Raw genomic sequence first — 22,580 nt, 5'->3', positions numbered from 1 at the left:
GGCAACCAACATGCAGACCGTCACGCGAGACTCGACCGCACACGACCCGCACCACGAGGAACGCGGCACGCAACGGCGCGGCAAGTCGTCGATGCTTTCCGACGACCCGCTCTGGTACAAGGACGCGGTCATCTATCAGGTGCACGTGAAGTCGTTCTTCGATTCGAACAACGATGGCGTGGGCGACTTCCCAGGCCTCCTCGCGAAGCTCGACTACATTGCGGGCCTGGGCGTGACGGCGATCTGGCTGTTGCCGTTCTACCCCTCGCCGCGCCGCGACGACGGCTACGACATTGCCGACTATCGCAACGTGCACCCTGACTACGGGCAACTCGCCGACGTGCGCCGCTTCATTCAGGAAGCGCACGCGCGCGGCATGCGCGTGATCACCGAGCTGGTCATCAACCATACCTCGGACCAGCACCCCTGGTTCCAGCGCGCGCGCCGCGCAAAGCCCGGCTCGAATCATCGCAACTACTACGTGTGGTCCGACACCGACCAGAAGTACCAGGGCACGCGCATCATCTTCATCGACACGGAACCGTCGAACTGGACGCACGACCCCGTTGCAGGCGCGTACTACTGGCACCGCTTCTATTCGCACCAGCCCGACCTGAACTTCGACAATCCGGCCGTGCTGCGCGAAGTGCTGCAGGTCATGCGCTTCTGGCTCGACATGGGCATAGATGGGCTGCGTCTGGACGCCGTGCCTTACCTCGTGGAGCGTGAAGGCACGAACAACGAGAACCTGCCCGAAACGCACGGCATTCTCAAGCGGATTCGCGCGGCCATCGACGAGCATTACCCGAACCGCATGCTGCTGGCCGAAGCGAACCAGTGGCCGGAAGATGTGCAGGAGTACTTCGGCAACGAAGACGAATGCCACATGGCGTTCCACTTCCCGCTCATGCCGCGCCTCTATATGGCGATTGCGAGCGAGGACCGCTTTCCGATCCTCGACATCATGAAGCAGACGCCTGACTTGCTGCCGAGTTGCCAGTGGGCGATCTTCCTGCGCAATCACGACGAACTCACGCTCGAAATGGTCACCGACTCCGAGCGCGATTACCTCTGGAACACCTACGCAAGCGACCGCCGCGCGCGCCTGAACCTCGGCATTCGCCGGCGCCTCGCGCCGCTCATGGAGCGTGACCGCCGCCGCATCGAACTCATCAACTCGCTGCTGCTCTCCATGCCTGGCACGCCCGTGATCTATTACGGCGACGAACTCGGCATGGGCGACAACATTCACCTGGGCGACCGCGACGGCGTACGCACGCCGATGCAGTGGTCGTCGGACCGCAACGGCGGCTTCTCGCGCGCCGATCCCGAACAGCTCGTGCTGCCGCCGCTCATGGGTTCGCTTTACGGCTACGACGCCATCAACGTCGAAGCGCAAAGCCGCGATCCGCATTCGCTGCTCAACTGGACGCGCCGCATGCTCGCCACGCGCCGCGCGAAGCAGGCATTCGGCCGCGGCACGATCCGCTTCCTGCGCCCGGCGAACCGCAAGATCCTCGCGTACCTGCGCGAAATGCCCGGCGAAGCGCCGATCTTGTGCGTGGCGAATCTATCTCGCGCGCCGCAAGCGGTGGAACTCGACCTTTCCGAATTCGCAGGCATGTCGCCCGTGGAAATGACGGCGGATTCCGTGTTCCCGGCAATTGGTCAGCTCCCCTATCTGCTGACCTTCCCGCCCTACGGCTTCCTGTGGTTCCTCCTGAGCGCAGGCAATCAGCGGCCTTCGTGGAGCCAGCCTACCTCAGAGCAATTGCCCGAGTTCGTGACGGTGGTGCTGCGCGAAGGACAGGCGGGCGCGACGCCTGAAAACGTCCGGCTGCTCGAATCCGAAGTGCTGCCTTCGTGGCTCTCGCGGCGCCGCTGGTTCGCCTCGAAGGACAAGCCGCTGCGCACCGTGCGCCTCGCGGCACTGACGACGATCCACGGCGCGGGCTTCGCGTTCACGGAGATCGAAGCCGAACTCGCGGATGGCACGAGCGAGCGCTACGTACTCCCGATCGCCATCACATGGGGCACCGAGATCACCACGCCACTGCACATTCAGCTCGCGCTCTCGCGCGTGCGGCGCGGCCGCACCGTGGGCTATCTCACCGATGCGTTTTCGCTGCCGTGGTTCGCCTACGGCGTGCTGCGCAAGTTGCGCGAGCGCGCCACGGTGCCCACCGTGCAGCAGAGCACCATCCGCTTCGAGCCGACCGAACGCCTCAACGAACTCGACCTGGGCGACACGCCGGAAGTACGCTGGCTCGCCGCGGAGCAGAGCAACAGTTCGCTCGTGATCGCGGAAACCCTTGTGCTCAAGATCGTGCGCCGGTTGATGGCGGGCGTGCACCCCGAAGCGGAAATGAGCCGCTACCTCACGAAGCTCGGCTACGCGAACACCGCGCCGCTCTATGGGGAAGTGGTGCGCGTAGACCCTGCGGGCGTGCCGCACACGCTCATCATCATGCAGGGTTTCATTGACAACCAGGGCAATGCGTGGGACTGGGCGCTCGACTATCTGCGCCGCACGATCGACGAACTCGCACTCGCGATGGACGACGACACGAGCGTCGACCAGGCGCACGAGGAAGAAGCCGTGCAAGGCTACTGCGCGGTGATCGGCGCAATTGGCAAGCGCCTGGGCGAACTGCACGCAATGCTCTCCAGACCCAGCGACGACGAAGCTTTCTCACCCGTTGCCGCCACGCCCGACGATGTGCGTGCGTGGGTTGCCGACACGAAGACCATGCTCAACGAAGCGCTCGACATCGTCGCGCAGCATACGGGCGAGGACGAACAAACGCTCGATAAAGACGCGCGCGATCTCGCGCGCAGCCTGATCGACCGCCGCAAGGCGCTCCTCGCAAAGGTCGACGAACTCGTGCCGGACGACACGAAGGCCGCGCGCATCCGCATCCACGGCGATTTCCACCTGGGCCAGGTACTGCTCTCCCAAGGCGACGCGTATCTGATCGACTTCGAAGGCGAGCCCGCGCGGGCGCTCGAATACCGGCGCGCGAAGACCTCGCCGCTGCGCGACGTGGCGGGCCTGCTGCGCTCGCTCTCGTATGCGGGCGCCGCCGCGCAATCGACGCTCGAAAACGCCCCGCAGCAAGTCGTCGATCGCAAACGTGCCCTCTTCGAACGTTTCCGCGGCTACGCGGCCGAAACGTTCCTGAGCCAGTACCGCGTGGCCGTCGCCGAAGGACCGCTCACGCTCGTGAGTGCTTCGCAGGAGCAGGCGCTGCTCGACCTGTTCCTGATCGAGAAAGCAGCTTACGAAATCCGCTACGAAGCGGCGAACCGCCCCACCTGGCTCGCACTGCCGGTACGCGGCCTCGCAGCGCTGACCGCGCGCGTGCTCGGGCTCACGCCCACGCAGTCCACGCAATCGCATTCCGGCGGAGGTGGCCATGGTTGATCGCGTGCCCCAAGCCGGCCTGAATCCGCACGACGCCGACGCGCTCGCCGGCGCGTACCACGCCGATCCTTTCGCCGTGCTCGGGCTGCACTGGGTGGACGGCGCGCCCTACGTGCGCGCATGGCTGCCGAACGCCGCCGGCGCAAGCGTGGTGGCGCGCGACCGTGCCCACACGCTCGGCGAACTTTCGCTCGTGCATCCGGCAGGACTCTATGCGGGCCCGCTCGCAGAGGCGGTTCCCTACCGGCTCGTGGTCGACTGGCATGGCGTGAGCCAGGAAATCGAGGACACCTATTCATTCGCTCCACAGCTCTCGCACGAAGCGCTGGTGCGTCTCGCCGACGGCGACCCCTACGCGGTGCTCGAATGTCTCGGCGCGCGGCCCTTGACGTGCGATGGCGTACCCGGCGTGCGCTTCGCCGTCTGGGCGCCGAATGCGAAGCGCGTTTCCGTGGTGGGCGACTTCAACGCGTGGGACGGGCGGCGTCACCCCATGCGGCTGCGCCATGAAGCGGGCGTATGGGAGCTTTTCATTCCCCGTGTGGCCCCCGGCGCGCGCTACAAGTACGAGATCCTTGGCGCGCGCGGCGTTGTCCTCCCGCTCAAGGCCGACCCCTGCGCGCTGCAGACGGAATGCCCGCCGGGCACGGCGTCGATTGTCGCGCCCGTCGAAGCGATCGACCATTACGCGTGGCGCGATCAGGAGTGGCTGCAAACACGCGCGGAGCGGCAGAACGCGCGCGCGGCCATGTCGGTCTACGAGGTGCATGCGGCTTCGTGGCTGCCAACGCAAGGCGCCGATGCGCCCGCTCCCGACTGGGGCGCGCTCTCCGAGCGTCTGATCCCCTACGCGCAGGGCATGGGCTTTACCCACATCGAGTTGCTGCCCGTGGCGGAGCATCCGTTTGGCGGCTCGTGGGGCTATCAGCCGCTAGCGCAGTTCGCACCCACCGCGCGTCTTGGCGCGCCGGTGGACTTCGCGGCGTTCGTCGATCGCGCGCACGAGGCCGGACTTGGCGTGATTCTCGACTGGGTGCCCGCGCACTTTCCGAATGACGCGCACGGCCTCATCGATTTCGACGGCACGCCGCTCTACGAGCATGCTGACCCGCGCGAGGGCTATCACCCCGACTGGAACACGATGATCTACAACCTGGGACGCCGCGAGGTGAGCGCGTTCCTGATCGCGTCGGGCCTCGCGTGGCTCATGCGCTATCACGTGGATGGACTGCGCGTGGACGCGGTCGCCTCGATGCTCTACCGCGACTATTCGCGCGCGCAAGGCGAATGGGTACCCAACATCTATGGCGGCCGCGAAAATCTCGAATCGATCGCGTTTCTCAAGCGCCTCAATCACGAAACGCAATACGTTCCGCAGCGCCCCGGCGTCATCACCATTGCTGAGGAATCCACAGCATGGCCGGGCGTCACGGCCCGCCCCGAGGATGGCGGCCTCGGCTTCCAGTTCAAGTGGAACATGGGCTGGATGCACGACACCCTGCACTACATGCAGGAAGACCCCGTTTATCGCCGCTATCACCATCACCTCATGACGTTCGCGATGGTCTACGCGTGGTCCGAACGCTTCGTGCTGCCGCTTTCGCACGACGAGGTGGTGCATGGCAAAGGGTCGCTACTCGGCAAGATGCCCGGCGACCGCTGGCAGAAGTTCGCGAACCTGCGTGCGTATTTCGGCTTCATGTGGGCACACCCCGGCAAGAAGCTGCTCTTTATGGGCGGTGAGTTCGGGCAGATGGCCGAATTCGATCACGACGGCACGCCCCACTGGAACCTGCTCGACGACCCGCTGCACCGCGGCGTGCAAACGCTCGTGCGCGACCTCAATCGCTTCTACGCGAGTGAACCCGCGCTCTACACGCTCGACTCGGAACCCGGCGGTTTCGAATGGCTGGTTTCCGACGACAGCGAAAACAGCGTGCTCGCGTGGCGCCGCGTAGACGGCTCGGGCCGCGAGATCGTGGTGATCTGCAACTTCACGCCGGTGCCGCGCCACGGCTACCGTATCGGCATGCCGCAGCCGGGACAGTGGGAAGAAGCGCTCAACACCGACGCCGAAGCGTACGGCGGCTCGAACATGGGCAATGGGGGCCTCGTTACCACGGAAGGCGTGGTAAGCCACGGCAAGCCCCAGTCGGCCGCGCTCGTCCTGCCGCCGCTCGGCACGCTGATCCTGCGTCTGCGCCGATAAGCCTGCGCGGCGGCGGGATTTGATCCGGAATCCGATGCAAAACGAAAAACAACACATGGAGCATCGTCATGGCAAACGGTCCGCCTGAGCGCCTGCTGCCCGGCTCCCCCTGGCCGCTCGGGGCGACGTGGGACGGCCTCGGCACCAACTTCGCCGTGTTCTCGGCCCACGCCTGGCGCATCGAGCTGTGCCTGTTTGATCCCACCGGCCGCAAGGAGCGCATTCGCTACACCCTGCCCGAATGCACCGACGAGGTGTGGCACGGCTATCTGCCCGGGGCGCATCCCGGCACTGTCTATGGCCTGCGCGCGCATGGGCCCTATCAGCCGCATCTGGGGCATCGCTTCAATCCGCACAAGTTGCTGCTGGACCCTTACGCCAGGCAACTCATCGGCCAGTTTCGATGGTCGGACACACTATACGGTTATCGCGCCCATTCGAACCGCGCGGATCTCTCGATCGACCGGCGCGATTCCGCGCCGGCCATGCCCAAATGCGTGGTGGTGAACGACAAGTTCGACTGGTCGCGCGACCGGCGGCCCAATACGCCGTGGGGCGACACCGTGATTTACGAGGCGCATCTGCGCGGGCTTTCGATGCAGTGTCACGATTTGCGCACGCACATGCGTGGCACGTTCGCAGGTCTTGCCGCGCCGCGTTTCATCGAGCATCTGCACAAGCTCGGCGTGACGGCCATCGAGATTTTGCCGGTGCACGCGTTTCTCTCCGAGCGCTTTCTGATCGATCGTGGACTGCGCAACTACTGGGGCTACAATTCGGCCGCGTTCTTCGCGCCCGAGCCCAGCTACCTGGTGGGCTACGACACCGACGAAATGCGCATTGCCGTGCGCCAGCTTCATGCGGCGGGCATCGAAGTCTTCCTCGACGTGGTCTACAACCACACGTGCGAAGGCGGCGAAATGGGCCCCACCGTTTCATGGCGCGGCCTCGACAACGCCAGCTATTACCGCTGCGTGCCCGGCGATGAGCGCCACTTCATCAACGACACAGGCTGCGGCAACACGCTCGACTTTTCGCATCCGCGCGTGCTGCAGATGGTCAGCGACTCGCTGCGCCACTGGGCCACGTCATACGGCATCGACGGCTTTCGCTTCGACCTTGGCGTGACGCTCGGGCGCGAACCCGCGGGCTTCGACCCGAACGGCGGGTTCTTCGACGTCCTGCGCCAGGACCCCGTGCTTTCACAATGCAAGCTGATTTCCGAGCCGTGGGACGTGGGCCCCGGCGGCTACCAGCTAGGCAACCATCCGCCCGGCTTTTCCGAATGGAACGACCGCTTTCGCGACAGCGTGCGGCGCTACTGGCGCGGCGCGCCGGGCCAGCGCGCCGACCTCGCGGCACGCCTGACCGGCAGCGCGGATCTGTTCGACAAACGCAAACGCCGGCCCTGGGCGTCGATCAATTTCGTCACCTCGCACGATGGCTTCACGCTCGCCGACCTCGTTTCGTACGAGCACAAGCACAACGAGGCCAACGGCGAAGAGAACCGCGACGGCCACAATGAAAACTGGAGCGCGAACTGGGGCGTGGAAGGCCCAACCGACGACCCGGCCATCGTCGCCACGCGCGCGCGCGTGGCCCGCTCGATGATGGCCACGCTCTTCATCGCGCTCGGCACGCCCATGCTGCTCGCGGGCGACGAGGCCTGCCGCACGCAGCGCGGCAACAACAATGCGTACTGCCAGGACAACGATATTTCGTGGTTCGACTGGGCGCTCGCAGACACGCCCCAGGGCAAAGCCATGACGCGCTTCGCCGCGCGCGTGATCGCGCTGCGCCGCGAGCATCCGCTGCTGCACGAAACGCGTTTTCTGTTTGGCGAGCGCGGACTGATGCCCGGCGTGCACGACATCGACTGGTTCGACGAACGCGGCGAGCCGCTCTCGCCCGAGGCCTGGCACGACCCGGAGGCGAGCGCATTCACGATGCGGCGCGCGGGAGCGGGACTCCACGGCCAAATGGAAGTATTGTTGATGATGCTGAACGCTTCGCAAGGCGCGGTGACGTTCGTCGCGCCCGCGCCGCGCATGGCATGGGAGGTGCTGCTCGATACCGCGCGTCCCGATGCGGCGCCCTACGCGCTGCCCGACACGTCGTACGAGCTAGCCGCGCGAGCGCTCGCCGTGCTCCGCGCCCGGCCGGCGCGTGCCGACGCGCACCGGCCACACGGCACACACGGCACACGTGGCACGCGCGACGACACGCCGACGCCGGACCCGCGCCGCACGCCAGACGCGCCTGAGTCGGGCTCCCCCGCGGGCCCGGACGAAGCCGCCACCGGATGAGTCAACGAAGCACCGAGGAAGCAAACCAGGAATCCACCATGTCCCCGCTTTCGCACGATCCGCACGCCCGTCAGTACATGCATTGCCTGCCGTTCGGCGCGCAGCTGATCGGGGCGGCGCACGCTCAGCCGCATACGCGCTTTCGCTTCTGGGCGCCGTCGTGTCAAACGGTGCAGGTCGTCTTCGAGAACGCGCTCGATGCGCCGCCGCTCGACATGACACCGAGCGGCAATGGCTGGTTCGAAGCGCAGGCGCCGTACGGGCCGGGCACGCTGTACCGCTACTGCATCGACGGCCAGCAACGCGTACCCGACCCCGCATCGCGCTTCCAGCCGCAGGGCGTGCACGGCCCGAGCGAAGTGCTCGACCCGCGCGCCTACGCCTGGCAGCATGCGCACTGGCAAGGACGTCCGTGGGAAGAAACCGTGATCTACGAGTTGCACGTGGGCGCGCTGGGCGGCTATCAAGGTGTAATGAAACGTCTGCCCGCGCTCGCGGCGCTTGGCGTGACGGCCGTCGAACTCATGCCGCTCAACGATTACCCGGGCGAGCGCGGCTGGGGCTACGACGTCGTGCTGCCTTACGCGCCGCACGCGGCCTATGGCAGTCCTGACGAACTGAAAGCGCTCGTCGACGCCGCGCACGGACTGGGGCTGCAGATGTTCATCGACGTTGTGTACAACCACTTCGGGCCCGACGGAAACTGGCTCGGCCACTACGCCAAGCCATTTTTCCGCGAAGGCGTGAAAACCCCCTGGGGCGAAGCACTCGACTTCGACCGATTCGAAGTACGCGACTTCTACTGCGACAACGCGCTCTACTGGCTCACGGAATATCGCTTCGACGGGCTTCGCATCGACGCCGCGCATGCGATCGGCAATACCGACTGGCTGCGCGAGCTCGCCGACCATGTGAAGGCGCGCGTGGAGCCGGGCCGGCATGTGCACCTCGTGCTCGAAAACGAGCACAACGAAGCGAATCTGCTCGAATCGCACTTCAGCGCGCAATGGAACGACGACGCGCATCACTGCTTTCACGTGCTGCTGACCGGCGAATCGGAAGGCTACTATCGCGCGTTCACGGATTCCCCCATCGGCAAACTCGCGCGCGCGCTCGGCGAAGGCTTCGTGTACCAGGGCGAGGCGTCGCCCGTGCATGCTGACGAGCCGCGCGGCGAACCGAGCGCGCACCTGCCGCCTACCGCGTTCGTGATGTTTTTGCAGAACCACGACCAGATTGGCAACCGCGCGCTCGGCGACCGGCTGCGCGCGCTGGCCGACGACGACGCCTTGCGCGCGGCCACGGCCATGGTGCTGCTCTCGCCGCAAATTCCGCTGCTCTTCATGGAAGAGGAATACGGCTCGATGCAGCCGTTCCAGTTCTTCACAGCCTTCACGGGCCAACTCGCCGATGCGGTGCGCGAAGGGCGCCGCCGCGAATTCAAGGCATTCGGCGCGTTTAACGACGAGGCGAGCCGCGCGCGCATTCCCGATCCGAACGATCTGCAGACCTTCGTGAATTCGTCGCCGCCGGCCGTCGCACCGCTCGACGGTGAACGGCTCGAATGGATGCACTTCTACAAATCGGCGCTCTGCGTGCGTGCGCATTTGCTCATGCCGCGCCTGCGCCACGCGCGTGCGCTCGGCGCGACCGTGCTCGCCGACGACGCCGCGAATGGCCTCGCCGCGCTCGTCGCGCGCTGGCGGCTCGATGATGGCGAAACGCTCACGATCGCGCTTAACCTGGGCCGCGACGGCGTGGCGCTCAGTCCGCGGCCCGAGGGCATGGTGATCTTCGAAACGCCGCCGCGTGCGCGCGACCACGCCGACAATGGTGTGCTGCCCGAGAGCGCATGCATAGCGTGGCTCACCGGAGACGTACCCGAGTATTCGAGCGAACACGATGCGCGCGTCGTGCATCGCGAGGAGCCGCACGCATGAGCACGGCGCGCCGCAGCGAAACGCTCGCGACTCTTGCCGCCCGCGCGGGCTTCGAGGTCGAATGGACCGACGCGCATGGTGCCGTGCAGCGCGTGCCGGACAGCACGCTCGCCGCGCTGCTGGAATGCGCGGGCCTGCCTTGCGCCAATGCCACGCAAATTCGCCAGAGCGCCTCCGCGCTCAACGCCGAGCAGTCGGCGCGGCGCCTGCCGCCGCTCATCACGGCCGAACACGACAGCGCCATCGAGCTGCCGCCTTCGGCCGTGCGCGCGGGCAGCCACTATCGTATCGACCTCGAAAGCGGCGAGCATATCGAAGGTCGCTTTACTTCGCCACGCGGCGAGAGCGCGCTGCTCGCGCCGCTTCCTGAGCCGGGCTACCACACGCTCACGGTCAACGATCATCGCTTGACGATCGCGGTTGCGCCGCCACACTGCCATACGGTTGCCGACGCCTGGCGCGCACGTCATGGTGACAGCAGCGCGGTGCCGCCGTTGTGGGGACTCGCCGCGCAATTGTATGGACTCCGACGCAAAGGCGACGGCGGCATCGGCGACTACACCGCGCTCGCCACGCTCGCGGCCGAAAGCGCGCGGCGCGGCGCGCAAGCCCTCGCGGTGAGCCCGACCCATGCGATGTTCAGCGCCGAGCCCGGCCACTTCAGCCCTTATTCGCCGTCATCGCGCCTGTGGGTCAATGTCGCGCATATCGACCCCGCCGCGGTATTCGGCGCCAAGGCCGCGCACGACGCGAGCGTGGCCGCGAATGCGGGCGACGCCTGGCGTGAGCTCGAAGCCGCGCCGCTCGTGGACTGGCAGCGTGCGTTGCCGCTCAAGCTCAAGGTGCTGCGCGCGCTGTTCGAGCGCTTCGACACGGACGAGCGTGCAAGCGGCTCGCCGCGTGCCGCTGCCTTCGCCGCATTCTGCGCACAGGGCGGCGAAGCACTCGAAGACCACGCGCGTTTCGAGGCGCTGCAGGAAGCCATGCTGCACGGCCCCGGCGGCGAGCGCCACTGGCGCGACTGGCCCGAACCGCTGCGCGACCCGCGCAGCGCCGACGTGGCGACGTTTGCGCGGGAGCATCGGCGCGAAGTCGACTTTCACTGCTTCCTGCAATGGCTCGCCGCGCAAGGGCTTTCGAGCGCGCAACACGGCGCGAGAGAGGCCGGCATGGCGATCGGCCTCGTCGCCGATCTCGCCGTGGGCTGCGACGGCGCCGGCTCGCACGCATGGTCGCTGCCGCAGGACATGCTGCAACGCGTCTCGGTAGGCGCGCCACCCGACATCTTCAACCAGGCGGGACAAAGCTGGGGCCTCACCACGTTCTCGCCGCGCGCGATGCACAACAATGGCTTTCGCGCGTTCATCGACATGCTGCGCGCCGCGTTCGCCCATGCGGGCGGCGTGCGCATCGACCATATCCTCGGGCTGCGGCGGCTCTGGCTCGTGCCCGAAGGCGAAAGTGCGCGCCACGGCGCGTATCTGCGCTATCCGTTCGACGACCTCGTGCGGCTTATCGCGCTCGAATCGTGGCGACATAGCGCGATCGTGATCGGCGAAGACCTCGGGACCGTGCCGCCGGGGCTGCGCGAGCGGCTCGCCGCGCACGGCCTGTATGGCATTCGCGTGCTGTGGTTCGAGCACGACGGCCAGGGCTTTCTCGCGCCCGCGCGCTGGGACCCGCACGGCGTTGCGACGACCACCACGCATGATCTCCCGACGGTCGCGGGCTGGTGGAGCGGCGCGGATATCGACTGGCGCAACCGCATCGGCCAGACGCTCCCGCGCGCCGATGGGCTCGACCCCGTCGCGCTCGATCACGCGCGGCGCGCGACGGATCGTGTCGCGCTCTGGCATGCCTTGCAGCAAAGCGGGCTCGCGCCGCGCGACACCCATCCGCCGCCAGCCGACGAACCGCCCGTGAAAGCCGCGCTCGCCTACGTCGCGGCAACGAGGAGCCCGCTCGTCACCTGTCCGCTCGAAGACCTGCTCGCGCTGTCCGATCAGCCGAATCTGCCCGGCTCGATCGACGAGCATCCGAACTGGCGCCGCCGCCTGCCGTTGCCCGTCGAGTCGCTGTTCGCCGATCCGGACGTCGCCGCGCGCGTTGAAGCCGTCATACGCGCACGCGAGGCTGTCGCGCGCATGCAGGCCGGCCCGAGCGCAGGTGCGAATGACGCCAACCCAACCGCCAGCGGCGCGCCCCTCGCGCCCGCAAAGAAGCCGACGCCATGACACACCCTCGCGCGACGCTGCGCCTGCAACTCCATCACGGCTTCACCTTCGACGACGCGCTCGCGCAGCTCGACTACTTCGCCGCGCTCGGCGTGAGCCATCTCTACCTTTCTCCGGTCACGACCGCGCAGCCCGGCTCGATGCACGGCTACGACACCGTGGACTACGGCACGGTGAGCGCGGAGCTGGGCGGAGAAGGCGCGTTGCGCCGCTTCGCCGCGAAAGTGCACGAGCGAGGAATGGGCATCATCGCCGACTTCGTGCCGAATCATATGGGCGTGGGCGGCGCGCACAACGCCTGGTGGCTCGACATCCTCGAATGGGGGCGTCACAGCGCGTATGCGCGCCACTTCGACGTGGACTGGCACTCGCCCGACCCCGCCCTGCGCGGGAAGGTGCTGATGCCGTTTCTCGGCGCACAGTACGGCGAAGAACTCGCGGCAGGGCGTATCGAGCTGAAGTTCGACCCCGCCGCCGCCCGCTTTTACGTGCAATACGGGCCGCACGTGTGCCCGATCTGCCCGACCGATTACGCAACGCTCCTGCAGTCCGCGAACCGCGCCGATCTCAACACGCTCGCCGGGCCGTTCCAGGGCCTCACGACCCAGCCAGACGATCAGGCGCGCGCCGCCGCCGGGCGCGACGCGCTGCGCGCATTCGTCGAGCGGGTCGGCACGGACCCCATCGACTTCGTTCTGGAATCCTATTCAAGTGGCGACCCCGTGCCGCGCGAGCGACTGCACCGCCTGCTGGAGCGCCAGCACTTCCGGCTCGCCTGGTGGCGCACCGCTACCGACGAGATCAACTGGCGGCGCTTCTTCGACATTACCGCGCTCGCTGGCGTGCGTGTGGAACGCCACGACGTGTTCGAGGCCGTGCACAAGCTCGTGTTTCGCCTCTACGCCGACGGCGTGATCGACGGCCTGCGCATCGACCATATCGACGGGCTCGCGGACCCGCGCGAGTACTGCGAACGCCTGCGGCAACGGCTCGTCACGCTGCGCGCAACGCCGCCCTTCGTCGTGGTCGAGAAGATCCTGGCGCAAGGCGAAACGCTGCGCGACGACTGGCCCGTGCAAGGCACGACAGGCTACGATTTCATGAACGACGTGGGCGCGTTTCTGCACGATCCCGCGGGCGCCGCGCCGCTCGCGCAAGCGTGGGCCGCCATTTCCGGCGACGACCGGCCGTTCGCGGCCTACGCGCTCGAAGCGCGTCGCGAGATGCTGGCCGCCTATCTCCCCGCGGAGCTCGACCACGTGACGCGCGCGCTGCACCGCATCGCGCGCGAACTCCCGGGCACGCGCGACACCACCTATGCGTCGGTGCATCGCGTAGCCGCGAATCTGGCCATGTACTTCCCGATCTATCGGATCTATCCGGTGAACGGCTTGCGCAGCGCGCTCGACAACCGGTATTTCGACGTTGCGCTCGAAGCCGCGCGACGCTCGCTGCCGCGCGCGAGTCTCGCGGCGCTCGATCTCGTCGATGGCTGGCTAGGCGGCCGCGCTCCCGAACCGGCCGCGAACAACGCCAGTAGCGGCAGCGGCAACAGTGGCGGCGGCGGTGGCAGGACGCCACGCGCCTCGCCAGCCGGTGCGAACGCGAACGCGAGTGCGGGCAACAGCCAGGCGAATACGCCGCTCAGCCATGCGCTCATTGCGCAACGCACGGCGCTCGCGCTGTTCTCGCAGCTCACCGCGCCACTCGCGGCAAAGGCCACGGAAGACACCGCGCTCTATCGTTACGGACGCCTGCTTTCGCGCAATGAAGTGGGCGCGGACCCCGACGATTTCGCGCGCACGCCACACGACTTTCACGCGACGAACCGGCTGCGCCAGCGCCACCCCTATGGGCTGCTCGCCACGGCAACGCACGACCACAAGCGGGGCGAGGACGTGCGCGCGCGCCTCGCCGTACTGAGCGAGATCGCGCTCGACTGGAGCAACACGCTGCGCGCCTGGTCGACGCTGAACCAGACGCATCGCCGTAACGACGCGGCAGCCGGCGCGGCGTGGTCACCGGGGCCTGCCGCCGAGGCGATGCTTTATCAAACGCTAGTGGGCTGCTGGCCGCCCGAACTGGACGCCGGCGACGAAGCGGGCGTGCATGCGCTGGCGCAGCGCGTCTCGACGTGGCTGCTCAAAGCGTTGCGCGAAGCGAAGCTACGCACGAACTGGCTCTCACCCGACGAAACTTATGAATCGGAGTGCCAGGCATTTCTCTTCGATATCCTCGCGCCGCAACGGCGCGACGGTTTCTTGCAGGCGCTTGCCGGGTTCGTCGCGCGCGTGGCGCCCGTGGGCGCGCTCAATACGCTGCTGCAGACGGTGCTTCGGCTCACCTCGCCGGGCGTGCCCGATCTTTATCAGGGCACCGAATTATGGGATTTCAGCCTCGTCGATCCGGATAACCGGCGGCCTGTCGATTACGCCGCACGCGCGGCCGCGCTCGACGATCAAGCGCCCGCCGCGAAGCTGAAGGACTGGCGCAACGCACACGTGAAGCTGGCCACGGTGCACCGCCTGCTCGCGCTGCGAGCGAAAATGCCGGAACTCCTGCGCGAAGGCGAGTATCTGCCGCTCACGGTGAGCGGCGCGCAGGCTTCACATGTGTTCGCGTTCGCGCGCCATCATGGCAATACGTGGGCCGTCGTGATCGGCACGCGCCTCGCCGCGGGGTTGCTGGATGGCGACACGCCGCTCGTCGCGCCCGCACGCTGGGAAGATACGACGGTTGAATTGCCCAAGGGCTGCAGGCAAGCCACGCTGCACGACTGGCTCAGCGACGCAACGCACACGGTGCCCGAAGGCGGCACGCTCGCCCTGCGCGACATACTGGGCGCAATGCCGGTGGCCGTGCTCTCGACCCTCACGCGCAGCTAAGCCGCACTCGACGCGTGCACGAGGCACACTCAGCCGCCCTCGTCATCGAGATCTTTCGGATACACGCGTACGAGCACGATGCGCGGCCCCTTCATCTTCTTCACGACGATGTCGAAGCGGTCGAACGCAACGCGCTGCCCTTCGGTGGGCAGATCGTTGAGCGCATGAATCACCAGACCGCCCACCGATTCCGCGCGCCCTTCGTCGATGTCGATGCCGAGCGCCTGCTCCAGCGACACCACAGGCAGGCTGCCACGGCCCATCAGCGTGCCGTCGTCCATGCGGGTCCAGTCGGTGTCGGCCTGGTGAAATTCGTCGTGAATCTGGCCCACGAGCGCGCCGAGCAAGTTGTCGAGCGTGAGAAAGCCGAGCGGGCGCGCGCCCTTGTGCCCCACCAGTGCGAAATGCGGCGCACCTTTGCGAAAGCGGCGGAACAGTGCCAGCGCGGGCGTGTCGGGCCGCACGTACTGCACGGGGCGCACGAACTTGCCGAGATCGCTGAGTGCGTTGCCCGCCTCGCGCGCAAGCAGCAAGTCCTTCAGGTGGATGAGGCCCGCCACGCGTTCGCCCGTGGCGTCTTCGAACAGCGGGTAGCGACTGAAGCGATGGCGCGCCACGATCTGCATGTTCTCGCGCAGCGACAGGTCGCGGCGCAGGCCCACCATTTCGTGCGTGGGCCGCATGAGGTCGGAAATGGTGAGGCGCGAAAAATCGAGCGAATGGGCGAGTGTGTTCCATTCATCGGCGTTATAGGCGTTAGCGGCTGGTGCGGGGAGCAGCGGCACCGCGCCGCTTGCGCCGCCTGTGCCTTTTGCGCCGCGCTGCTCCTGCATCGCGTCATGCGCCTCGGCCTGGGCGGCGGCGCGGCGGCTGCGCAGGATCAGCTTGAGTTCGTCGGTCGAATAGTGCGTGTCGTGGCCGTGCTCGGACGCCAGGCCCGCGAGACGCAGCACCGCGTTCGCGCTCGAATTGAGCAGCCAGATCGCGGGATACATGGTCCAGTAGAAGCCGTAGAGCGGCATGGCCGTCCATAGCGAAATCTTCTCGGCCTGGCGGATGGCCAGCGACTTCGGCGCGAGCTCGCCCACCACGATGTGCAGGAACGAGATCGCCGTGAACGCGAACACCAGCGAAATGGCATGCACGAGTTGCGCCGATTGCACGCCCAGCAGTTCGAACACCGGCGAGAGCAATTGCGCGAAAGCCGGCTCGCCGATCCAGCCAAGGCCGAGCGAAGCGAGCGTGATGCCGAGCTGGCACGCGGAAAGATAGGCGTCGAGCTGGCCATGAACCTTGGCGAGCAGCCGGCCGCGCAAGCCGTGCTGCTGCGCGAGGCTCTGCACGCGCGTGGCGCGTAGCTTGACGAGTCCGAACTCGGCCGCGACGAAGAAACCGTTGAGGGCAACGAGCAGGAACGCCCCGATGAGGGCGAGAAGCTGGATCAAGACACATGGCTCCGAAGGACGAAGCGCTCAGTATAAATGTGCAAGATGGATGAAAGGTGCCCGCGGGCGCAATACGGCCCGCGGCTCACGCACCGGTCAGCGGCACGTTCAACACGAGCGCCATATCCTCGCCTTCGCCCACGAGAGCCGGCGCCTCGAAGCGTCCGCCATGCGCCTCGGCCACGCGCTGGCACAGCGCCAGCACCCAGGCGCAGCGCCCCGCTTCCTGCTGCTCACTCGCCTGGGCGCGCGCGAAGGGTTCCAGCACGTGCGCAAGCGCATCGTCGATGAGCGTCTGCCGTGTTGCGTGCCATTTCACTTCCAGTTGGGCGCCGGTGGCGCTCGCGCTCGCCGCGAGCGTCACGCTCGCGCCGTGCGCGCTCGTTTCCGCCGCGAACACCAGCATCAGCCACAGCGCCTGTGCAATGCGTTCGCGGTCACCGTCGAGCGACGCCGCGCCTGTCGTGTCCTGCACCACGAACGTCACGCCGCGCGCATCGCCGAGCGCGGTGCGCGCGTCATCCACGGCCTCGCCGATCAGCGCCGCGACGGCGAATGGCGCGCGCTCGATACGCAGCTTGCGCGTTTCGGCGCGCGTGGTATCGACGAGCGTTTCCAGCAGCTGAACCTGCTGCTCCACGCCCGTGCGAATGCCGCCCAGCGCGCGTTGCGCGGTGGCGTCGCCGTTGTCGATCTTGCGCTCGAGCACGTAAGCCCAGCTATGGATTGCATTGAGCGGGCTGCGCAGGTCATGCGAGACGCGCGAGAGCACGTGGTCGCGCATGAAAAGCGCTGCCTCGGCGCACAGGCGCGCCGTGCGCTCGGTACGGTTTTGCGAAGTCGACACCATCTGATTCCTCGTATTTCGCCTCAAGTCAGGCGAGCGGTCCCTCATTATAGGCAGCGGCTAGCGAGCATCCCGCGTGCCTGACAAGCTGCCGAGCGCCCCGCCCAGCAAAGCGCCTACAATAACGGGTTCAACTATCCGATCAGGAGTTTTTCCATGTCTATCGTGACCACCGAATCCGGCCTCAAGTACGAGGACCTGACCGAAGGCACCGGCGACGAAGCCAAGGCCGGCCAAACCGTCAGCGTGCACTACACCGGCTGGCTGACGGACGGCCAGAAGTTCGATTCGAGCAAGGACCGCAACGACCCGTTCGCCTTCGTGCTGGGCGGCGGCATGGTCATCAAGGGCTGGGACGAAGGCGTGCAGGGCATGAAGGTGGGCGGCGTGCGCAAGCTGACGATTCCGCCGCAACTGGGCTACGGCGTGCGCGGCGCGGGCGGCGTGATTCCGCCGAACGCGACGCTCGTGTTCGAAGTCGAGCTGCTCGACGTCTGATGCTCGCTTGACGCGCCACAGCGCTCGCCTTTTTTGCAACCGCAACCGGTCATCATGAATCCGCATCATCACGCACCCGTCACCGCGCCCGGCGTCGAATTGCGCCGCTACGGCGCGATCGAGGAAACCGATCTGCACGATTTTCACCAGATCGTGCTCGGTCTCGACGGCGAGATGGAGATGACCGTGAACGGCCAGGGCGAGCGCATCGACAGTTGTTCCGCCTGGCTCATTCCGGCGGGCGCGCGACACGACTACATGGGCATAGGCGATAACCGCCAGCTCGTGCTCGACCTGCCCGCGGCCACGCTCGCGGTGCCCGAACGGCTTTTCGACACTGCGCGCGCCGTGCGCCTCGATCCCGCGCTCACGCAACTCGTGAGCCAGATCGCGCAGCGCGCCGCCGCGGCCACGCCGCCTCGCGACAGCGCCGACCTGCGCGCGCGGCGCTTTCACTGGGACGCCTCGGCACGCCTGTGCGCGGCATTCATCGCACAAACCGGCGTGGCCGCAGGCGCGCAATTCAGCGCGGCGGCCGGGTTGGACTTTGCCCGTATCGACCGGTGGCTGCGCGCGCATCTCGCCCAGCCGCTTCGAATTGCCGATCTCGCCGCGCATTGCGGCTTCGGCATGCGGCGCTTTCATCAGCTTTTTATCGAAGCGTTCGGCGAAACGCCACATCGCTACTTGCAACGACTCCGGCTCGACACTGCGCTCACACTGCTCGCCGACCCGCGCGCCTCGCTCACCGACATCGCGCTCGAAGTGGGTTTCAGCGACCAGAGCGCATTCACCCACGCGTTCACGCGCCGCTTCGGGCTCGCGCCCGGGCAGTGGCGCGCGCTGCCGTCGCACTAAGCGCGCAAGCGCGGCTCAATCGTCGAAGCGGTAGTCCCACTGCGCGCGGGCGCCCACCGCCACGTGCTTGCCCGCTCCCGTTACCACCATCGCGTTCTGGCCGAACGTGAGGCCGCCGTCCACGCGCGGATCGGCGCGAAACACGGCAAGCGTGTCGAGCGGTTCCGTGGGCCATTGTGCGTCGCGCTCGCCCGTTAGCTGATCGATCGTTGTGATCGGACAGCGCGCGCACGGCTTCACGAAGCGCAGCACGATTTCTTCGCCGCCCGAAGCGGATTCGATGGCGAGCGTGTCGATGAAATCTTCCTCGAATGCGTCGCCCACATCGCCGACGACGATGTTCGGACGAAAGCGCGCCATCGGCACGGGCGGCGCGCCCTTCGCCGCGAGGCGCTCGTTGAGTTCCACGAGCGACGCCTCGCTCGTGACAAGAAGCGGAAAGCCGTCGGCGAATTGCGTGGGCGCGTCTTCGCCGTTCGTCCACTTCCTGCTCGCAAGGCGCGTTACGTCATGCGCGAAGCGCAGCAGGCGCACCGGCACACCAATCGCCTGGGTGAACCATTGCGCCGCGTGATCGCCCTCGTCGAGCGCCTCGAAGCTGTCGTCCCAGACCGAGGCCGGCACGCGTGCCTCGCCGCCGCGCGGCGCGAACGGCAGATGAAGCGCTTCGCTCATGCCTTCCATGGTGAGGCGCACGCCATCTTCGACGAACGTGGGCACGATGCGCGCCATCGCCGCGTATTGGCGCTGCGTGACGAGCCGGCCGTTTGCGTCGGCGACCATCCAGTGACGGTCCCACTCGATGCCCTTCAGGCCGAGCTGCGCATCGTCAAGCGCGATCGCGCCGCACGACTTCACGGGATAGACGAACAACGCACGAACAATCGGCATGGCGAACTCACGGGAAAGCAATAAGGAAATGGGCCGAGCAGCGCTCGACCCACGATCATACAACCGTTGCTTAAAAGAGCTTACTGCGACCGCTTACTGATACCGATTACTGCGCCGCATCGAGCCCGCGCGCGAGATCGTTACGCACGTCCTGGGCGTTTTCGAGGCCAACGGACAGGCGAATCAACCCTTCGGTAATGCCGGCCGCCGCGCGCGCTTCAGGCGTGATGCGACCGTGCGTCGTCGTGGCCGGGTGCGTGATGGTCGTGCGCGTGTCGCCAAGATTGCCGGTGATCGAACAGATCTTCGTGCCGTCGATCACGCGCCAGGCGTTCGCGCGCTGCTGCTCCGGCGTGTCGCCCTTCACTTCGAACGAGAGGATCGCGCCGCCCAGCTTCTGCTGCCGCATGGCGAGCGCATGTTGCGGATGCGACTCGAGGCCCGGATAGAACACGCGCTTGATGGCCGGATGCGTTTCGAGCCAGCGTGCGATTTCGAGCGCATTGTCCGACTGCTTCTCCACGCGCAGCGACAGCGTTTCCATGCCCTTGAGCAGCACCCAGGCGTTGAACGCGGAAAGCGTCGGGCCCGCGGTGCGCACGAACGGAAACACCTTCTCCGTGATGAACTGCTTCGATCCCACAAGCGCGCCGCCCAGCACGCGGCCCTGACCGTCGAGGAACTTGGTGGCCGAATGCATCACCACGTCCGCACCGAACTTGAGCGGCTGTTGCAGCGCGGGGCTGCAGAAGCAGTTGTCGACCACGAAGAGCGCGCCCGCCGCCCGAGCGATCTTGCTTACCGCTTCGATGTCGGCCACTTCGGTGAGCGGATTCGACGGCGTTTCGAGGAAGAACATTTTCGTTTCCGGGCGCACGGCGCTCTTCCACGCGGCGAGATCGGTCGGATCGACGAAGGTGGTCGTGATGCCGAACCTGCTGAAGATCTGCGAGAACATGGCGAGCGTCGAACCGAAAATGCTCTGCGAGCTGACGATATGGTCGCCCGCCTGCAGCGCGGCCATCACCACCGACATGATCGCGGCCATGCCCGAAGCCGTGGCCATGCACGCCTCGCCGCCTTCGAGCGTGGCTAAGCGCTCCTGGAACATGGTGACGGTCGGATTCGAGAAACGCGCGTACGTATAGGCGGTTTCGGAGTTCTTGAAGCGCTCGGCGGCCTCTGCGGCGCTGCCGAAACAGAAGCTCGACGTGAGAAACAGCGCTTCCGAATGTTCGTTGAACTCGCTGCGCAGCGTGCCCGAGCGAACGGCCAACGTGTCGAAGTTGAAGGTGTCGTCCATGTTCGTGTTCTCCTTGTCCTGAACCATCTTGCTTCAATCCTGCACGCACACGCGCAAAAAAGCCCGCTTTTGCATCGGCAGAAAGCGGGCTTTCGGAATTGTCGAAAACGCGAGCCTCACGCTCGCGTTGCCGAGGGGATCACTCCACTGAGAGTTGCAGGTGCAACTGCGAACGGGAGCCGCCGTCCATCGCGTCGCTTGCGGCGTCGCGGTCCGACTGCGCCTGAGGTGCGAGGCGCGCCGTCTCGATGTTGTCGAGGTAAGTGCTCGTAATATCGCCGGTGATGTATTCGCCGTCGAAGCACGAAGCCTCGAACGCCTTCAAATCCGGATTGATGTCGCGGACTGCCTGCTTGAGCGCATCCACGTCCTGATACACGAGGTAATCCGCGCCGATGATGCGCGCCACTTCCTCATCCGTGCGGCCGTGCGCGACGAGCTCGCCGCGCGTGGGCATGTCGATGCCGTAGACGTTCGGGTACTTCACGGGCGGCGCCGCCGAAGCGAAGATCACCTTGGTCGCGCCGGCGTCGCGCGCCATCTGCACGATTTCCTGCGAGGTGGTGCCGCGCACGATCGAGTCGTCGATGATCAGCACGTTCTTGCCCTTGAACTCGATGCCCATGGCGTTGAGCTTCTGGCGCACCGACTTCTTGCGCATGGCCTGGCCCGGCATGATGAAGGTGCGGCCCACGTAGCGGTTCTTGAAGAAGCCTTCGCGGTATTCCACGCCGAGCTTGTTCGCGACCTGCATCGCGGCGGGGCGCGACGAATCGGGAATCGGCATGACCACGTCGATCTTCACGTCGGGCAGTTCGCGCTTGATCTTCTCGGCGAGATAGTCGCCCATGCGCAGACGCGCGTTGTACACGGGCACGCCGTCGAGCACCGAGTCCGGACGCGCAAGATACACGAGTTCGAAGATGCAGGGATTGAGCGTCGGCGCCGTGGCGCATTGCTGCGAGTGGAAGTTGCCGTCGAAGTCGATGAACACCGCTTCGCCCGGGTGAACGTCGCGCACGAACTCGAAGCCGATGCCTTCGAGCGCCACCGATTCCGATGCGAGCATCCACTCGGTGCCTTCCGGCGTTTCCATCTTGCCGATGCACAGCGGACGAATGCCGAACGGGTCGCGGAAAGCGAGCAGGCCGTAGCCGGCGATCAGCGAGACGATGGCGTACGAGCCGCGCAAGCGGCGATGCACGCCCGAGACCGCCTTGAAGAGCGCCGCCGGATCGAGTTCGAGACCCGAGCTTGCGAGCTGCACTTCGTGCGCGAGCACGTTGAGCAGCACTTCGGTGTCGGAATGGGTGTTGATGTGGCGGCGATCCACACGGAACATCTCTTCCTTCAACTGTTGCCAGTTCGTGAGATTACCGTTGTGCGCGAGGACGATGCCGAACGGCGCGTTCACGTAGAACGGCTGGGCTTCTTCTTCGCTCGACGCCGAGCCGGCCGTCGGATAGCGCACCTGGCCGATGCCGAGGGTGCCGGGAAGGCTGCGCATGTTGCGCGTGCGGAACACGTCGCGCACCATGCCGTTGGCCTTGTGCATGTGGAACGTGCTGCCGTTCGCGGTGGCAATGCCGGCCGCGTCCTGACCGCGGTGCTGCAAAAGCAGCAGCGCGTCATAGAGGAGCTGGTTGACGGGAGAGCGGGAAACTACGCCTACGATGCCGCACATGGCAGGTCCTTCAAAAAAGCGAAATCGGTAGCGGGTCGCCCAGCTTCATCAACACC

At 66.5% G+C, this 22,580-nt stretch carries 13 protein-coding genes; 8 read left to right on the top strand and 5 right to left on the bottom strand.

The features are described 5' to 3' along the window. Positions 1 to 10 precede the first annotated feature (10 nt). The 6 genes from treS to treY all read left to right on the top strand — a co-directional run bounded on the left by treS (position 11) and on the right by treY (position 14,998). Positions 11 to 3,424 (top strand): maltose alpha-D-glucosyltransferase, encoded by a 3,414-nt coding sequence (gene treS, locus JMY28_RS11990; RefSeq protein ID WP_407945499.1) that lies wholly within the window; start codon positions 11 to 13, stop codon positions 3,422 to 3,424. Beyond that, positions 3,417 to 5,633, top strand: a complete 2,217-nt coding sequence (gene glgB, locus JMY28_RS11985) for a 1,4-alpha-glucan branching protein GlgB (protein WP_201696145.1) — start codon at positions 3,417 to 3,419, stop codon at positions 5,631 to 5,633. The genes treS and glgB overlap by 8 nt, the downstream gene beginning before the upstream one ends. A gap of 68 nt (positions 5,634 to 5,701) precedes the next feature. Next, positions 5,702 to 7,939, top strand: coding sequence for a glycogen debranching protein GlgX (glgX, locus tag JMY28_RS11980; RefSeq protein WP_201696144.1), 2,238 nt, complete (start codon positions 5,702 to 5,704; stop codon positions 7,937 to 7,939). 38 nt (positions 7,940 to 7,977) lie between these two features. Continuing rightward, a complete protein-coding gene (gene treZ, locus JMY28_RS11975) occupies positions 7,978 to 9,879 on the top strand; it encodes a malto-oligosyltrehalose trehalohydrolase (RefSeq protein ID WP_201696143.1) in 1,902 nt (633 codons plus the stop codon). Next, positions 9,876 to 12,113, top strand: coding sequence for a 4-alpha-glucanotransferase (malQ, locus tag JMY28_RS11970; RefSeq protein WP_201696142.1), 2,238 nt, complete (start codon positions 9,876 to 9,878; stop codon positions 12,111 to 12,113). The genes treZ and malQ overlap by 4 nt, the downstream gene beginning before the upstream one ends. After that, a complete protein-coding gene (treY, locus tag JMY28_RS11965) occupies positions 12,110 to 14,998 on the top strand; it encodes a malto-oligosyltrehalose synthase (protein WP_201696141.1) in 2,889 nt (962 codons plus the stop codon). The genes malQ and treY overlap by 4 nt, the downstream gene beginning before the upstream one ends. Positions 14,999 to 15,027: 29 nt before the next feature. Here the strand turns inward: treY and JMY28_RS11960 are convergent, their stop codons facing one another. Both JMY28_RS11960 and JMY28_RS11955 read right to left on the bottom strand, forming a co-directional pair. After that, on the bottom strand, positions 15,028 to 16,443 hold the full coding sequence (locus JMY28_RS11960) for a hemolysin family protein (protein ID WP_201696140.1): 1,416 nt from the start codon (positions 16,441 to 16,443) through the stop codon (positions 15,028 to 15,030). An 85-nt stretch (positions 16,444 to 16,528) separates the two neighbouring features. Continuing rightward, on the bottom strand, positions 16,529 to 17,293 hold the full coding sequence (locus JMY28_RS11955) for a sensor histidine kinase (protein ID WP_201696139.1): 765 nt from the start codon (positions 17,291 to 17,293) through the stop codon (positions 16,529 to 16,531). A 153-nt stretch (positions 17,294 to 17,446) separates the two neighbouring features. On the opposite strand from JMY28_RS11955, the gene JMY28_RS11950 reads away from it, so the two are divergent. Together JMY28_RS11950 and JMY28_RS11945 are read left to right on the top strand one after the other, a co-directional pair. Then, positions 17,447 to 17,788: an FKBP-type peptidyl-prolyl cis-trans isomerase gene (locus JMY28_RS11950; RefSeq protein ID WP_201696138.1), complete on the top strand. Its 342-nt coding sequence runs from the start codon at positions 17,447 to 17,449 to the stop codon at positions 17,786 to 17,788. A gap of 54 nt (positions 17,789 to 17,842) precedes the next feature. Then, entirely contained in the window at positions 17,843 to 18,646 is an 804-nt protein-coding gene (locus JMY28_RS11945; protein ID WP_201696137.1) for an AraC family transcriptional regulator, read from the top strand. A gap of 15 nt (positions 18,647 to 18,661) precedes the next feature. On the opposite strand, the gene JMY28_RS11940 is transcribed toward JMY28_RS11945, so the two are convergent. The 3 genes from JMY28_RS11940 to purF form a co-directional block, all read right to left on the bottom strand. Next, the gene (locus JMY28_RS11940; RefSeq protein WP_201696136.1) at positions 18,662 to 19,537 is read right to left on the bottom strand and encodes an MOSC domain-containing protein; all 876 of its coding nucleotides are present in this window, start codon (positions 19,535 to 19,537) and stop codon (positions 18,662 to 18,664) included. A gap of 106 nt (positions 19,538 to 19,643) precedes the next feature. Further along, positions 19,644 to 20,840 (bottom strand): O-succinylhomoserine sulfhydrylase, encoded by a 1,197-nt coding sequence (locus JMY28_RS11935; RefSeq protein ID WP_201696357.1) that lies wholly within the window; start codon positions 20,838 to 20,840, stop codon positions 19,644 to 19,646. A 139-nt stretch (positions 20,841 to 20,979) separates the two neighbouring features. After that, complete coding sequence (purF, locus tag JMY28_RS11930; RefSeq protein ID WP_201696135.1) at positions 20,980 to 22,524, bottom strand: amidophosphoribosyltransferase; 1,545 nt, start codon at positions 22,522 to 22,524, stop codon at positions 20,980 to 20,982. Positions 22,525 to 22,580: the final 56 nt, after the last annotated feature.

Origin of the sequence: Paraburkholderia hiiakae, from assembly GCF_904848665.1 — a bacterium.
Classification (GTDB): domain Bacteria; phylum Pseudomonadota; class Gammaproteobacteria; order Burkholderiales; family Burkholderiaceae; genus Paraburkholderia; species Paraburkholderia hiiakae.
Note: the sequence above shows the minus strand (reverse complement) of the source record. Positions and strands in the feature narration are given on the sequence as shown.